This is a genomic window from Endozoicomonas sp. SESOKO3, from assembly GCF_024606255.1.
On sequence record NZ_JAHHPR010000689.1, the window covers coordinates 1 to 14,375 of the forward strand.

Below are 14,375 nucleotides of genomic sequence, written 5' to 3' on the forward strand. Positions count from 1 at the left end.
CCAGCCACTTCGTACAAACAATAGAGAAACGTCAGGGCTTGAAAATTGCGGCTCTGGAAGAAATTGCCTGGAGGAATGGCTGGATTAATGACTTAGAGTTTCAAGAACTGGCAACAGGTCTCCTGAAGAGTGGTTATGGGCGCTATTTGCTGTCCTTGATGAACTGAGCAGAACGCAGCAAACACACCAACACCACCAGCTTGATACTAACCCTGAAACTCTATAGAGTTGCCCCTCTGATTTATTTGCACAGTCTGTTCAAGGGCCGGACTCCAGATCGGCAGTACCAGGAAACATAAATGGCACACATTGACGAACTCAAAACGATACTGGCGGAAGTGCTGGAGGTCGAGACCCAGACCTTTGACGAAGAGACCCAACTTCTGGGTGCTCTTCCTGAGTTTGACTCCATGGCCGTAGTGGGGGTGATTACCGCTATGGAAGAGTCTTTTGGCATCAACATAGCCGATGATGATATTGATGCGACCATCTTCGAAACAGTTGGTAGCTTGTTGAGCTATATTAACCGAGCTTCCTGAGTCGTTTTTTGTCCCGAAATCAGCCCAATGTGTCAGGCTTTTTGAGATTTTGGAGTGATGCCAAAACCCAGAGCCTGCATAACGCTCAGGATGGTTTTTAATGTTGGGTTTCCGTCTTCGCTAAATGAGCGATACAGTTGCTCACGGGAAAGGCCGGTTTGTCTGGCAACGTTGCTCATACCCTCAGCCCGGGCAACAACCCCCAGAGCCTTGGCAATATAAGAAGCGTCACCAGTCTCAAAAGCATCAGTAATAAACACCTCTCTGGCTTCCGGGCTGTACAGTGCTTCTGCGGGATCGTAATCGTATACGGGTTCAGTCATCATTTTTTCCTCCATTGTTTTGCCAGCTGTTTTGCAAGTTCTATATCTTTGCTCTGCGTGCTCTTGTTCCCTCCACACAGCAGAAGAATGATCTCGCCTCCTTGTTGGCGGAAGTACACTCGGTATCCGGGGCCATAATGAACTCTCAGCTCGCTGACCCCCTGACCAACTGGGGAAACATCACCAGGAAGGCCGTTAGCCAAGCGAAATATTCGAGCTGCTATGGTGGCTTTTGCCCGGGCATCCTTTAACTTGCGCTCCCAATTACGATAGGTTTCAGTTTCTCTAATGGTGATCATATAATAAATTGTAGTTTATAAACTACGAAATAAAAAGGCTATATGTTGTGGCCAACAGCCAAGCTGTTATGTCCCATAACGTTCGCCCTGAGCAACAAAAACAGCACTACAGGGTGTCGCCAACACCACTAAACCTGAGTAACTGGCATTCACTTTGTCTGCCGAAATACTGCCTCTGTACTGCTTCTGCTGAGAAAAAAATTTCAAACGAGACAGCAACAATCGTTTTCCCGCGAGCCACCGCTCATCGGCCTGTAATGCCCTGACACTCATTGCTTTACAGATAGGCCAACATAACTGGCTGGCAATCACCACAATGTCTTCAATTCTCTTACCGCAGTAAGTTTACTATCACATGTTACCAAATATGCCTGGTAGTAGATCGCGGTGGCACCAATGAAACGATCAGCAGGATCCTTATGGCTAAAACAAGAGCTGATAGAGAGTTTTGCAATCTCTGGTGATATAGGAAGTACAGTAAGCCTGTTAGCACTAATAACATCTTTAAGAAAGCTACTAATATCCACACTAAGGGTCAAACGCTTTTTTGCTAACAGCATAGAAATTTCCCACATAGAAATATCACAGCATGCGAGTTCGCCTTTCTCTCTTCCTGCTTCGAGAGTTTTGTGCGCTTTAGCTGACAATTTGTCTGGGGCGATAGCATCAAATATCAGCACATGCGTATCCAGGATGATCACTTCTCGGCATCCCAGCTTTCGCCGAGCGGTGAAATAACATCTCCTATCTGGCATTGAGAAGCCATTTTGTTTAGCCTGTTTCTGGCCTCACTCTCCCCATCTGGCTCAGGGATAATACGTGCGATAATTTTACCATGTCTGGATAGGGCCAAGCTTTCTCCATTGCTGACCCGTGCAAGCCAGACCTGCAAGTTTTCTCGAAAGTCAGATACTTTCACCTGAACAGTTTCCATACTCTCTCACCCGTTTTATTCGTATGTAAAGATTCGTACAATAATGCGTACAAAATGTGTAGACCATAGCCATTACCTTCGCAAACCTGTCGATACCGACTGACCTGTCTCAAACCAGAAGCTCTTTCACTTCAGGATGACTCAGGAACTTCTGCGGACTGGCCGTAGCTCCGTAAGCACCCGACTGAAACACAACAACCAGATCACCCACATCTGCCACAGGCAACTCCAGCTTGGCCCCAACAATATCCAGGGGGGTGCATAATGGTCCAACGATCTCAACGGTTTCTTTCTCTTCCGATGCGATGCGATTAGCAATCAGAACAGGGTAGTTTTTACGGATAACCTGCCCAAAATTTCCCGAGTTTGACAGGTGATGATGCAGCCCGCCATCGGTCATCAGGAAAGTCTGACCTCTGGATGCTTTTTTATCCGTAACCTGGCAGAAGTAGTAACCCGCTTCTGCGACCAGGTATCGACCTAACTCCATAACCAGCTCAGCATTTTTTAATCGGCCCGTACGAGCCTCCATCAGCTTTTGAAGATGTTCAGCAATGGGGATAATTTCCAGTGCCTGCTCACCCGGAAAATAAGGAATCCCCAGACCACCACCAATGTTGATATGCCGAACCGGGACAGGAGCCAACTCACAGAGTCGTGCAGCCAGCTCAAATGTTTTCCCATGAGCATCAATCAACGCATCTGGATTCAGATTCTGTGATCCGGAAAAAATATGAAAACCATAGAAGTCCACTTTTCCGGTATCCAGCTCAGATAACATTTCAGGCATTAATTCAGCATCAATACCAAACTGCTTTGGGCCGCCAGCCATTTTCATGCCAGACGACTTAAGCTCAAAGTCTGGATTGACGCGAAAAGCTACTTTGGGCTTCAACTGCAGTTCAGAGGAAAGCTGATAAAGCCTTTCCAGTTCCAGGCTGGATTCGACATTAATCACTATGCTCGCAGCGACAGCCGCCCTGAGTTCTTCTACTTTTTTTGCTGGCCCGGCAAAGCTAATCGATTCAGGATCAACACCCGAACCGATAGCAACCATCATCTCCCTCTGGGAGGCCACATCCAGGCCATCCACCAGACCTGCCATATGATGAACAACGGCGGGCATTGGGTTGGCTTTGATCGCATAATGCATCTTTAAGTCAGAAGGCATCACCGTACGCAGAGACCGAACACGCTCAGTGAGAGACTTTCTGTCGTATATGTAACAAGGTGTTCCGCCCGCCATGGCAACCAGCTGATCAGCAGGACGACCTGCGACCTGAAGACGATTATTCTTAACTGAAATTCTCTGCAGACGATCGTGCTGCTTGCTCATTTATTTTCTCCGGATACAAACAGATTTTCGTACTCTGCAGCTAAGGTTTTTCGGTCAATTTTGCCGTTTGGATTTCTGGCTAAAGCACTTTGAGTAATCACCCGCAAAGGCACCATGTAGGTTGGCACGTGTTTTTGGAAATGTTTGATAACCGCTTTCTCTTCAACAGGCCCATCTGTCGCAGATACCACGACTAGCACGATAGCCTGACCCAGCCGGTGATGGGAAACACCAATAGCCGCTGCTTCAGCCACCATCCCGGATGTGTACATTAGCTCCTCAAGCTCACTGGGACTCACCCGGTAGCCCGACGTCTTGATCATGTCATCCTTGCGGCCAACAAAATGCAAATAACCGTCTTCATCCCGGGTGACAATATCACCCGACCAGACAGCCAGCTCAGGGGGGTTGGGATTTCCTGAATAGACAAAGGTACAGGTTTGAAACGCTCTCTGGTTCGTTCAGGGTCATTCCAATAACCGAGCGCCACCAGACTTCCCCGGTGAACCAGCTCACCCGGCTCATGGGGTTTACAGGGTAGCCCACTCTCATTGATGACCAGTAATTCAGCATTGGGAATAGCCCTGCCCATAGAACCTGGACGATGATCCACGTCTTCAGGTGGCAAATAGCTCGATCGAAAAGCTTCCGTCAAGCCATACATTAAATAAGGTGAAGCCTGTGGCATTTTATTTCTAAGCGCATCCAGTATTGACGATGGCATAGCCCCACCCGAATTCGTGAAATACCTCAGACTCACTGCCGCTTCTTCAGGCCAGCTCATTTCAGAAAGCTGCACCCAAAGAGGAGGCACCAGAGCCAGGCCGGTAATCTTCTGCTGAGCCACCTGTTTGATGATATCTCCGGGCAGCAGATACTCCAGCAGGTAGCAGCTGGCACCGGAGGCAAAGGCAGTGGTTAATTGGCTGAAACCATAGTCAAAACTAAATGGCAGTACACATAAAAGTCGATCCTGATCGGTATTCCCGAGATATTCAGAGACACTATACGCCCCGGCCACCATATTACGATGAGAAAGCACGACCCCCTTGGGCTTACCGGTACTTCCGGAGGTGTAGAGAATGGCCGCCATATCCATATCAATAGTGGGCGGTTGAGACCAGGTGTCCTCTTCCTTCAGGAAATCTGGCCAGGCAATAACCCGAACACGACTTTTTTCCTCTGAGAACCCATCCACCAGAATGGCATGGCTCAGATCGTGGCAATCAGTCAGGCTGGCCTCCATCTGCCTGAAGCGAGCCTTATTCGTGATCAGAACTCTGGCTTTACAATCCGCCAGAATATGCTGCACCTGAGGCGCTTTTAACACAGGATTGACCGGAACCATGACCCCACCGGCTGCCGTTGCTCCAAAATAACTGAAAACAGCCTCAGCGGTTTTTGGCAGATAAACAGCCACCCTCTCATGTCTGGATAGTCCCAGTCTCTGCAAGCCTGAGGCTACACTTTTTACGTGCAAGGCAACCGAAGCATAATCATACCACTGAGATTTCACCCCCAGAGCCTCATGCAGAGGTGGTTTTTCAGCCTGATCAAAGAGTAATTGATGTAACAGCTGGCTCATTCAGGAATCCGTAATACCTTTTCTGATCAGCTATTGTAACAAACAAGGATTTTGAAAAGCACGATGCAGAAAAGTACCCTTCGGCAACCGATCTGAGAGCTTGTCTCTATGGCTGACTTTCCCAAATCGATGATGATCACTGACCAATATTCAGGAACAAGTCAACCAGAGGCTCGTTAATATAATAATTGCTTCGCCCCATTTTCTGCTTAAGCAAAAAGCCCTTGCTGCACAGCTGATTCAGGTATTTGGTGGCGGTCAGTCGGCTAACATTCAGCTCTTTTTCAATAAACTCGATTTTCGTGTAAGGATGGCAGAACAGATGATTGAGCAGATCCTGACTGTAAATTTTAGGTAGTTCTTCACGCATTCTATGCTTTACAGCCTGCATCCGGGTTTTTATTTCATCAATCAGAGTTGTGGTTTCTTTTGACGTTTCTGATACGGCTTCAAGCATGAACAGTAACCAGCCTTCCCAATCCTGAAGGTCTCTCACTGCCTGTAACCGTGAGTAGTACTGAGCCTTGTTTCGAATAATATAACGGCTTAAATAGAGCACTGGCAGGTCCAGCAACTGCTGAGTGACCAGATAAAGTATATTGATGATTCGACCTGTTCGGCCATTCCCATCGTAAAATGGGTGAATACTTTCAAACTGGAAGTGAATAACCGCCATTTTCACCAACGGATCATTGTCTGAAAGCCCATGATCATTGAGATAAGCCACCAGGTTTGTCATAAGTGACTCAACCCTTTCCGGGTTTTGAGGAGGGGTATAAATAACTTCACCCGTGGAGGTGTTTTTTAGCTCGGTACCGGGCAATTTGCGTAAGCCTGCCCGGTTTTCTTCCAGTGTTTGCTGAATATCGAGAATATCCTGAAAGCGAAGCATTCCTGTTTTTCTGACGGTATCGAAGCCACGGCTCAGTGCCCTGGAGTAGCTTTTAACTTCTTTGGTTGCCGGGCTGTAGGGTAGCACTGTCAGGTTGTTTTTAAACAGTTCATCATGAGTTGTGACAATATTCTCCACCTCTGAGCTGTCTTTGGCTTCCTGAAGCGTCAGGGTGCTGATCAAGATGGTTTCGTTGGGAATAGAGCGTACTACTCCTTTAAGTTCTGCCAGATGCCGGTGGGCTAAAGCCAGTTTTTTTAATACCCGGCGTGTTTCCAGCTCATTTTCCCGGGGCAGGGGTAGATCAGTTGGTTGGTAAGGGGTCACAGTGACTCACAACATGTATAGGAAAGTGCCATTTTCTATACAGGTTATCAGAACATGTATAGAAAACCGATATTTACTATACACATTCGTTGAATCCATATAGAGGAACAGCACTTCTCATTATGTCATAAAATAAATGACAATAGCGTAAACAACCGCATTACAGAAATTACAGTTTACCCGATGTTCGACCCAGGCGTTCCGGAAACAGGATTCATGCTTTGCCTGACCATTTTTTCAAGCCGGTTAAGCTCACTCACAATATCAGGTTCCCCTTCATTCTGATCCCTGAGTTCAGCAATTTTATGCAGGGGATTGACGCCTGCGAACTGCGGATCAACCAGATTCTCGCTGATCTGATTACCGGACCGATGGCCATAGGCAAGCTTCAGTTTATTAACCAGTTCCCTGACCTTCGGGGCCTTATAATCCTCCAGCTCCAAGCCAGCAATGACAGCAGAAAATCCTTCCGCTTCCCGATAGATAACCGACACCGGCAAATGGTCAGATAACCCGCTTTCCAGATCATTATTAACATCGAGCCCCAGTTGCCGTATTTCTGTATGGGATGCCCATTTTTTTTCAGTGTCCCCATGAACCATCTGGAAGTCATAAATACACTGCCTTGCCACCTCGGGATGATCTTTCCAGCGCCTGCTACCCCATGGTTGATGCATTCTGTTTCCGGCGCCAAGATACCATGTTCCATCGGGCTCCCGACGATCTTCCGGCTCGATGCTTGCCTGGTCACTGTTGACAAAAAATGACTCGCTGCGGTCAACCAGCCGGGTATCATTTTCTTCATCATGGGTATCGTAGTAACTGTTAGAGAAACCTGTTCCCAGTGCCATCATGGCATTTTCGAACTCTGAGTTTTTACTCACCCTACCCTGCTCGTCTGACCGGGCACTGTTCAGATCTCCCATCAGGAAGGTGCCATGGTGGTGTATGTTATTACGCCTGTCGTTATCGCTATCCTCCTGAACCCAAGCTCTTATCTGAAGCAGCTCGTTATAGCGAATCGCCTCATAGGTTTGACCATCCTTGGCCTGAAGGTGGGTATTATAAACAACGGCCGTTTTATCGTTGCCGAGATCCAGCACGATCCGCAGCAAGCCTTTATTGGCCAGCTGGTCTTCTGCTGCCAGATCAGAGAAAGGCCGGAATGTTGCCTCCTTTACGGGATATTTGCTGGCAATGGCCAGACCACTGCTCAATCCGGTTTCCCGGGGCGCAACACTGTGAACAATATGGTGGTAGTGGCCACTGAGATCCTTACAGAGCTGCTTCGTCGCCTGCTGGTCAAACGCCTCCTGGAAGCAGACAACATCCGGAGTAGCATCAGGATTTCGGGTTAATGCTTCGGCAATCTCATGACTACGCTGCTGTGATGAGCGCAGGTCGTTCAGGTTACGGATAAACGACGGCATCAGGCCAGTGTTATAGGTCATCAAATGCAGGCCCCGCTCAGGATTATAAATTGCGGGTGGAACTGAAGACTGAATCAGGGAAATTTCGTTCCTGAACAGATTGCCGATCATGCGCAGGGAGAACCCCAATGCTCCCAATGCCAATGAGGGTACCAGAAATAGCGTAACGGCAGTCGCCCGGGCTACCTTCCTGGCCCACAGTGGTACATTTTGCTTCCGTTTCTCACCTTCGGCAGGCGTGTTGCTTTTGCCTGGCCGGTCATGGGCGAACAGCTTTGTTGCCGAATTGGCGACCAGTGAAACCGGTCGGGACAGAAACCGACCAACGTAGTGGCAACCACGACCAAAGCGGTTGTGAGAATAAACATAGTCATTATCTCTGGGCAGATAATGGGTCTGTGCTTTAGATGGTTGAACTGCAGGCATACAGTTTCCTCTGGTTTGTCTGCTGCTTATATCGGCATCGACAATTACTCTTATCACTTAAAGGCTTTCGCACCGTTTTTTTCTGTGAGCTGCTTGCGCCAACTAAAAAATGCCACTCCCGGGTATTTTTTAAACCAGAGACAATGAGACGGGAATTACATGACGATCAGCACTGATTTTTGCGACTGGGTTGTGACTTGAATATGATCCGGCCCAGCGGAAGCTGCAGAATAAATCACTCCTCAGATCAATGATCTATCTGTTATACTCTCGCTCCATCAGATTGTCTGAGCCAGTGAGCAAAAAAACCGTTCTATGCAGCCTGACTTTGAGCACGATGTTTCCCAACTTGAAAACAATATCCTTCCTGACAACTGGGAGTGGATCAGCTGTTCCAAACAGGCCAGAATGGCACGCTATATCGGCACTCCTGGCTGCTACTTCAAAGAGTTCATACCCAAGAGCAACCTGGAAATTCTTAAGTCCAAAATCAGGGGCACTCGTTGTGAAGTTTGGGTGAAACAGGCCAGAATTGCAGTGGATGCGGGGTTTGAAATTCCGGAAATATTGGCATCCGGAGTGCTCAAAAATAAGAATCACTACTTAATTACTGCAGCGGGTCCTAATGGCTCTGCCTCTGAATATCTGGTCAAAAAACCTGAAAATGATGAGCCCATGCGTCAAGCATGGATCAAGGCTTTTGGCCACTATATTGGTCAGATGCACAAAGCAGGTATTGTTCATGGAGACCTGCGCGCAGGCAATATTTTGATGGAACCGAGCCTGCCTCCACGTTTCGTTATGATCGATATTGAACGCAACAGTTTCCACTCAGAAGTGCCTCTTTCACTGGTGAAAAAGAATCTGGTCCAGTTGATTAAGAGAATATCCTTCAAACATTTTACCGCTAAGGATAGAGTGCTTTTTTTCAGGCACTATAACCTTGCTTATAAGCGATTTGATAAAAAGGCTCAGAAGGCACTCGCCTTTGAAGTGATCAGGCTTGTGAAAAAACAAAATCTTTGGGGCGGTGGCAGGAATGCATAGAAGTATATGCCTTCCGTCCTTGAGAAACTGGTTTATCATTCTGACTGTTACTTTGGAGCCTGTGTTAACTCCACTTTGAAATGCAATAACTCCGGCCAAACCAAGCCGGAGAATCCCCTGGATCTTGCTATTCCAGATCGCTCGACAATCGTGAACCTTCGTCATCTGTCTAGAAAGCATCATCTCGAACAAAACATCTACGCACACATGCAAGTAAAAACACCAAAAACCAAAGATAATACCGACGACTCTGGCATTGTTTACACAGCCTCTACCAATCGAAATTAGATTAATACCTATTGAAGCCAAAAATGCAGCATATATAATTCTGCCATAGCATCTCGTGCGGTAGCCACGTCGAAATTCCGAAAAAACCAGACGAAATCACGGAGAAATCATGAAAGCCCGTGAATCCAGTAATCTGTAGCTTATATTTGTTTTCTTACTCATACGTCTGTCACCTTATGCCTGTAACATCAGGATATGACCTCAGCACGAGTGCTCAGGATTTGATTTCAAAAATCTCTATTATTAGTCTCCCATATCAAGCAGGGAATATGTCGCATCAGGAATAAACTTCACTGGAAGCTTGATATTTCGATGAGAAAAGATGAGTGTCAAATTAGAAGAAATGATGATGCAGAAGTCTTGGCAGGATTTGATCAAATTGCAGTCATACTGCTAAACAATACGGAAACCTTCAAAACAGTCGTGAAGAGTAAACACAAGACAGCCAATGTGTATACGCTATCTTAACAAAGCCCATGCCAGGCCATCACTTTCATGATTTTGCCGTGATCTCAAAGCAGCCATTCAAAAGCATGTGCAGGTGACCAGACTGTTTTCAGAAGAAACGATGAAATTTTTCAGTGTGCAGGATAAGATCATGAAAGCACGCATTGTTATTAACCTATAAACATTTTTTTACCAACACGCTTATGGTCTTATATCTGGCATACCAGAGTTAGATCCCTGCAAAGAATGCTTACGTTTTGATTTATCAACTGTCTATCAACAATTATCACATCATACTTCTATGACAAAGTTATTAATTGGCCACTGGATATGACTATGAGAGCCAACCTGCTCTGTCATGCCATGATTATGACACTTCGTCAGTGAAAATAGCTCAAAAGCGCTATTTTCCATAATGGTAGAGCAGGCCAGTTTCGCCGTGTAGCATTTCTAGCTATTCTCCAGAAGAATGAGATGTTGCTGATTATGAATCGCCAGCGTGATTGTCGAAACAATGCTTGCGTTGAATTTTTTTATTCTCTGAAAGTATAAGCTGTGCTGTATTGACCTATGAAGAACCGAAATTAATTATTAGCCTTTAAGGAATGATCAATTAAAAGTTAATTAATATGGTCTCGTTATACAACAGAGACTCGTTATCTAATTCTTATCGATGTCTGAGAAAAAAACAAGTTAAAAGTATGTATAAAAATTATGATCTTGGAGTAGTAATACCTGTTCGCTTGGGTAGCTCCCGCGTATCGCAAAAAGCACTTCTTCCCGTAGGCCCAGATAATATTCCACTATTAGCTTGGAAAATACGACAGCTTAAAAAAGTCATTTCACCTGAAAATATATATATCAGCACCGAGGCTAATGAGCTGAAAACAATTGCACTTGATGAAGGCGTAAAAATTCATCATCGTGAATTTCACCTGGCTGACGGTCACAAAGCATCCTTTAGTAACGTTATAGTAGGCGTAGTAAAAGATATTCCTCATGAACATATCGCTTGGGTAACCTGTGTTGTACCCTTAATGAGTCCTCAGGAGTATTTGCAGGGCTTTCGTGAATACAAAGAGCATGTACTACCTGTAAATACTAAGTTTGACAGCTTGGTTTCGGTCAATTTACTGAAAGAGTATTTCTGGGATGATGATGCAGCATTAAATTATAAGGCAACTAAAGAACATACCATCAGCCAGAATTTGCCAAATATTTACAGGGTTACAAATGGTCTGTATATGTCAAGCAAAGAAAACATGCTCAAGAACGAATATATATTAGGAGTCAAGCCTTATAAGTCCTGCGTTTCTAAAATTGCAGGAATTGATATTGATGAATACGAGGACTATGAAATAGCGAGAGACCTTATTGGCATTTATAAATCTAATGAGAATAAAGTTCTTGCTGATAAAATGGTCTTTCTTGATTTTGACGGAGTGATTTTTGATTCGGCTGCTGAAGCTTATTCTGTTTCAATGATCACCTCGGGAAAAGCAGAAAATCTAAACGGTGTTGATATTAATAGCGATCATGCTAAAGCCTTTTTATCTCAACGCTATCAAATAGGCCCTGCGTGGAACTATTACTATTTACTGAATGCTATTGACCAGAAGTTGATTGAGCAATTTCCTCAATACTTGCCAGACCAGCCCGGGACTGAAGCCAAAGAGTTTATGACAAGCTTCTTTGCAGTCAGAAAAAACCTCAGAAAAAATAATTGGGATAACTGGCTAGCTCTTAATAAGCTCTATGATGGATCGAGAGGTTTCTTGGATTTGATTGAGAATTATGAAAATTCCTGCATTGTCACTACAAAAGACAGAGAAACAGTACAAGCTCTATTGAAAACAAATGGTGTTAGCCGGGAAGTGAAAATATATGATGCTTCTGATTATGAAAAACACGGCTGTAAATCCCGTTTAATTGATGCTCTTATCAAAGAAAATAGTGTCATTAAGGCAATTTTTGTTGATGATTCATATAAACATTTAGAGAAGTGTAATTGGGTCAGCAATCTGGAAGTCGTTCATGCTCGCTGGGGCTATGTCGCACCCGATGTATATCATGACAACAAAGCCGAAGTCCTTAATAAGTTAACGACCATGCTACAGGAGTAAAGTTTATGGACTACTTGAATGGGCAAGTTGTTGCTGTACTTGTTATTAGCGAGCTCAAAGGCTTGAAAGATAGAATTAATCAACTTATCAAGAATGGCTATTCTGTTTTTTGAAGTGACTTTGAGAACTGAGTGCGCATTTGATGCGATAAGAAAGATAAAAGAAGACTTTCCATCAGTTAAAGTAGGAGCAGGAACAATCCTTTCACAGCAGCAGGCAGAGCAGGCTGCTTCCGCTGGTGCCGATTTTGGTGTTGCACCGGGATTTAATCTCACGGTTGTAAAAAAGTCAGAGACTCTCAACTTGCCTTTTATTCCTGGTGTTGCCACACCTTCTGAAATTGAAACCGCTCATGAAAAAGGTTACAAGCTGCTTAAGCTATTCCCTGCCAAGGTTCTCGGGGGAGTAGACTACTTGAAAGCACTGTCAGGCCCATATAAAGACGTGAAGTTCATGCCTACTGGTGGTATTACACAGGAAACAGCGCAAGATTATCTGGATTTGCCAAATGTTAATTGCATCGGTGGTACTTGGATGAATAAATAAATTATTAGATACTATCTTAGAAAACACGTATTAATCGACTTCGGAGCTATTCTTTCGTCAGGGGGAATGACCGGGTCACTTATTGAATTTTTCTTTGACGCAGAGATCATTATAACTGATCTCGGGTGATGATCAACAACACACTTTAGAATAATCTGAATTGATTACTGGATGTTAATTTTTAATAAAATCAATCACCGGCCTAAAAGGCAGGAGAAAATCATGCCCCACCTGAAAACAGATTACTATAGCTTATATATTCATTTTCATAAGAAAAAACCAATTAATGAAGCTAATCAGCCTCCCCAATCTCTTTATTAAAAAATAATCCAACACATAGAAAGAATTGATCCACCATGAAAACAAAGAACTCATCAATTAATATCTTCTTCATTAACTCATCATTCCAGTTAGTTAGTTCAATACTGATTTCCAAAGACACTGATTCTTTTTTCTTCTGCTTTAAGAAGCAGAATTACGAAGCAGCAAAAGACTATGGTTTAAAAAATGTTTTTCTTCTCAAATATCGAGAAGCTTCAATATTTGCAAGAAAGCTATCTACCCGAGAAAACATTAAATTCATTTTTTCAATAATTAAAAGCAACAACCCAGAATCTATAAATTTCCATTCAACTTCAATATCCAGCACAAGATACAATTATTTCATTGCCGCCTCAAAGAAGCAATTTCCAGGAAAGAAAGTCACATTTAATATAATACCTGACGGAACTCTTAACCTGATAATTCATCCTCTTTCAAAAAACAAGTTAGAACGAGTAAGCAAAAGAAAGAAATCTCTTATTGATAAAGCGATCGGTCTAAAGTACACGCCTTTTAAAGAAGACAGACATGGGATGCTGAGCAACAAGGTATCCCATATTTATACCATTCCGGGAACCTCAGAAAACTTACCAGCAGAGAAGACAAAAGACCTCCCACCCTTTACAACAGAATTTTCAATATCACGCAACAATCAAGAAACTAAGTCTGCACTCATCATCGGTCAACCTCTAACCAACTCGGGCATTACAGATGAAGCTGCCTCAAAAGCTATTAACCAGAACCTTCTTAGTTATCTATGCTCGGAAAATATAAAAGATATACTATTTATCCCGCACCCAACAAACAGGCATGATAAAAAAATAGAGTTTTGTTCCAAAAGTTTTAAAATATACTCAGGTTCATCACCCATTGAGTTGCTAATGATAAAAAATCAATATGATTATATCATTGGTTTTTCCAGCACAGCCTTGATCACAGCCAAACTTATTTATGGAAATAGCAACAAAATAATCAGTATTGGAAATGATTTATTTAACTACAAAGAACACCCCATGCTTAAAAAAATAGTTTCTCATTTTCAAGAGATAGGCGTGGACTGTATGCCTTTAACTCATTAGTGTTAAGTGAGGAGTACTCTAGAGATAGTTTATTCCTCACTCTGTGGCCAACGTCAACACATCAAACCCATCCTCCCTAATGGAGTCTGAGAAAATTGTTATCACATGCAGACTCATCTCTGACAAGTCCTTATTCTGCTCAATGACATAGGGCACTACTTTGCCGGCTACCTCGCGAGCCTCTGCAGGGGACAATTTCGAGACAAAGCTTGATAAGAAAAGGTTAATAGGTGTCCGATAGCAGGTATTCTGCAAGCCCATTAACTCATCGTGCAACACACTCATTCACTGGCAAAGCACCTCAAAACCTCTCTTGGCTGGCATCAATCCCGTATTTACCTCGTTGTGCTGGTTATTTTTGGCCTCATCCAGATGGGCTCAGTCAACCTGTCCCGTATTGCCCGAACTATGGGGCGCGGTACCGAGATCGACT

At 44.2% G+C, this 14,375-nt stretch carries 15 protein-coding genes; 6 read left to right on the forward strand and 9 right to left on the reverse strand.

All coding sequences use genetic code 11. The annotated features are described in order from the left end of the window. The first annotated feature begins 299 nt into the window (after positions 1–299). Positions 300–539, forward strand: a complete 240-nt coding sequence (locus tag KDK18_RS12050) for an acyl carrier protein (RefSeq protein WP_257255167.1) — start codon at positions 300–302, stop codon at positions 537–539. Between the two features lie 32 nt (positions 540–571). On the opposite strand, the gene KDK18_RS12055 is transcribed toward KDK18_RS12050, so the two are convergent. The 9 genes from KDK18_RS12055 to KDK18_RS12095 all read right to left on the reverse strand — a co-directional run bounded on the left by KDK18_RS12055 (position 572) and on the right by KDK18_RS12095 (position 8,091). Next, complete coding sequence (locus KDK18_RS12055; RefSeq protein WP_257255169.1) at positions 572–865, reverse strand: addiction module antidote protein; 294 nt, start codon at positions 863–865, stop codon at positions 572–574. Further along, positions 862–1,161, reverse strand: a complete 300-nt coding sequence (locus KDK18_RS12060) for a type II toxin-antitoxin system RelE/ParE family toxin (protein WP_257255170.1) — start codon at positions 1,159–1,161, stop codon at positions 862–864. The genes KDK18_RS12055 and KDK18_RS12060 overlap by 4 nt, the downstream gene beginning before the upstream one ends. A gap of 308 nt (positions 1,162–1,469) precedes the next feature. Next, a complete protein-coding gene (locus KDK18_RS12065) occupies positions 1,470–1,862 on the reverse strand; it encodes a type II toxin-antitoxin system VapC family toxin (RefSeq protein WP_257255171.1) in 393 nt (130 codons plus the stop codon). Continuing rightward, positions 1,859–2,095 carry a type II toxin-antitoxin system Phd/YefM family antitoxin gene (locus tag KDK18_RS12070; protein WP_257255172.1) on the reverse strand — a complete coding sequence of 79 codons (237 nt, stop codon included), beginning with the start codon at positions 2,093–2,095 and terminating at the stop codon, positions 1,859–1,861. The genes KDK18_RS12065 and KDK18_RS12070 overlap by 4 nt, the downstream gene beginning before the upstream one ends. Before the next feature lie 109 nt (positions 2,096–2,204). Next, on the reverse strand, positions 2,205–3,431 hold the full coding sequence (locus tag KDK18_RS12075; RefSeq protein WP_257255173.1) for a pyridoxal-dependent decarboxylase, exosortase A system-associated: 1,227 nt from the start codon (positions 3,429–3,431) through the stop codon (positions 2,205–2,207). Continuing rightward, positions 3,428–3,754 (reverse strand): hypothetical protein, encoded by a 327-nt coding sequence (locus KDK18_RS12080; protein ID WP_257255174.1) that lies wholly within the window; start codon positions 3,752–3,754, stop codon positions 3,428–3,430. The genes KDK18_RS12075 and KDK18_RS12080 overlap by 4 nt, the downstream gene beginning before the upstream one ends. Beyond that, entirely contained in the window at positions 3,751–5,016 is a 1,266-nt protein-coding gene (locus tag KDK18_RS12085; RefSeq protein WP_257255175.1) for an AMP-binding protein, read from the reverse strand. Before KDK18_RS12085 ends, KDK18_RS12080 begins: the two co-directional genes overlap by 4 nt. Before the next feature lie 136 nt (positions 5,017–5,152). Continuing rightward, complete coding sequence (locus KDK18_RS12090) at positions 5,153–6,235, reverse strand: Fic/DOC family N-terminal domain-containing protein (RefSeq protein WP_257255176.1); 1,083 nt, start codon at positions 6,233–6,235, stop codon at positions 5,153–5,155. A 176-nt stretch (positions 6,236–6,411) separates the two neighbouring features. Beyond that, positions 6,412–8,091 (reverse strand): endonuclease/exonuclease/phosphatase family protein, encoded by a 1,680-nt coding sequence (locus KDK18_RS12095; RefSeq protein WP_257255177.1) that lies wholly within the window; start codon positions 8,089–8,091, stop codon positions 6,412–6,414. 315 nt (positions 8,092–8,406) lie between these two features. Between KDK18_RS12095 and KDK18_RS12100 the strand changes: the two genes are divergently transcribed. The 5 genes from KDK18_RS12100 to KDK18_RS12120 all read left to right on the forward strand — a co-directional run bounded on the left by KDK18_RS12100 (position 8,407) and on the right by KDK18_RS12120 (position 13,942). After that, complete coding sequence (locus KDK18_RS12100) at positions 8,407–9,138, forward strand: lipopolysaccharide kinase InaA family protein (RefSeq protein WP_257255178.1); 732 nt, start codon at positions 8,407–8,409, stop codon at positions 9,136–9,138. Positions 9,139–9,144: 6 nt separating this feature from the next. Continuing rightward, positions 9,145–9,426, forward strand: a complete 282-nt coding sequence (locus KDK18_RS12105) for a hypothetical protein (protein WP_257255179.1) — start codon at positions 9,145–9,147, stop codon at positions 9,424–9,426. Positions 9,427–10,574: 1,148 nt separating this feature from the next. Further along, positions 10,575–11,996: a cytidylyltransferase domain-containing protein gene (locus KDK18_RS12110; RefSeq protein ID WP_257255180.1), complete on the forward strand. Its 1,422-nt coding sequence runs from the start codon at positions 10,575–10,577 to the stop codon at positions 11,994–11,996. A 93-nt stretch (positions 11,997–12,089) separates the two neighbouring features. Next, positions 12,090–12,542, forward strand: a complete 453-nt coding sequence (gene eda / locus KDK18_RS12115; RefSeq protein ID WP_257255181.1) for a bifunctional 4-hydroxy-2-oxoglutarate aldolase/2-dehydro-3-deoxy-phosphogluconate aldolase — start codon at positions 12,090–12,092, stop codon at positions 12,540–12,542. Between the two features lie 356 nt (positions 12,543–12,898). Further along, positions 12,899–13,942 (forward strand): alpha-2,8-polysialyltransferase family protein, encoded by a 1,044-nt coding sequence (locus KDK18_RS12120; protein WP_257255183.1) that lies wholly within the window; start codon positions 12,899–12,901, stop codon positions 13,940–13,942. Positions 13,943–14,375: the final 433 nt, after the last annotated feature.

Coding starts and splice junctions, on each gene's coding strand:
- KDK18_RS12050 (WP_257255167.1), top strand. CDS start 300: ATGGCACACATTGACGAACTCAAAACGATACTGGCGGAAGTGCTGGAG.
- KDK18_RS12055 (WP_257255169.1), bottom strand. CDS start 865: ATGATGACTGAACCCGTATACGATTACGATCCCGCAGAAGCACTGTAC.
- KDK18_RS12060 (WP_257255170.1), bottom strand. CDS start 1,161: ATGATCACCATTAGAGAAACTGAAACCTATCGTAATTGGGAGCGCAAG.
- KDK18_RS12070 (WP_257255172.1), bottom strand. CDS start 2,095: ATGGAAACTGTTCAGGTGAAAGTATCTGACTTTCGAGAAAACTTGCAG.
- KDK18_RS12075 (WP_257255173.1), bottom strand. CDS start 3,431: ATGAGCAAGCAGCACGATCGTCTGCAGAGAATTTCAGTTAAGAATAAT.
- KDK18_RS12080 (WP_257255174.1), bottom strand. CDS start 3,754: ATGATCAAGACGTCGGGCTACCGGGTGAGTCCCAGTGAGCTTGAGGAG.
- KDK18_RS12085 (WP_257255175.1), bottom strand. CDS start 5,016: ATGAGCCAGCTGTTACATCAATTACTCTTTGATCAGGCTGAAAAACCA.
- KDK18_RS12095 (WP_257255177.1), bottom strand. CDS start 8,091: ATGCCTGCAGTTCAACCATCTAAAGCACAGACCCATTATCTGCCCAGA.
- KDK18_RS12100 (WP_257255178.1), top strand. CDS start 8,407: ATGCAGCCTGACTTTGAGCACGATGTTTCCCAACTTGAAAACAATATC.
- KDK18_RS12105 (WP_257255179.1), top strand. CDS start 9,145: ATGCCTTCCGTCCTTGAGAAACTGGTTTATCATTCTGACTGTTACTTT.
- KDK18_RS12110 (WP_257255180.1), top strand. CDS start 10,575: ATGTATAAAAATTATGATCTTGGAGTAGTAATACCTGTTCGCTTGGGT.
- eda (WP_257255181.1), top strand. CDS start 12,090: ATGGCTATTCTGTTTTTTGAAGTGACTTTGAGAACTGAGTGCGCATTT.
- KDK18_RS12120 (WP_257255183.1), top strand. CDS start 12,899: ATGAAAACAAAGAACTCATCAATTAATATCTTCTTCATTAACTCATCA.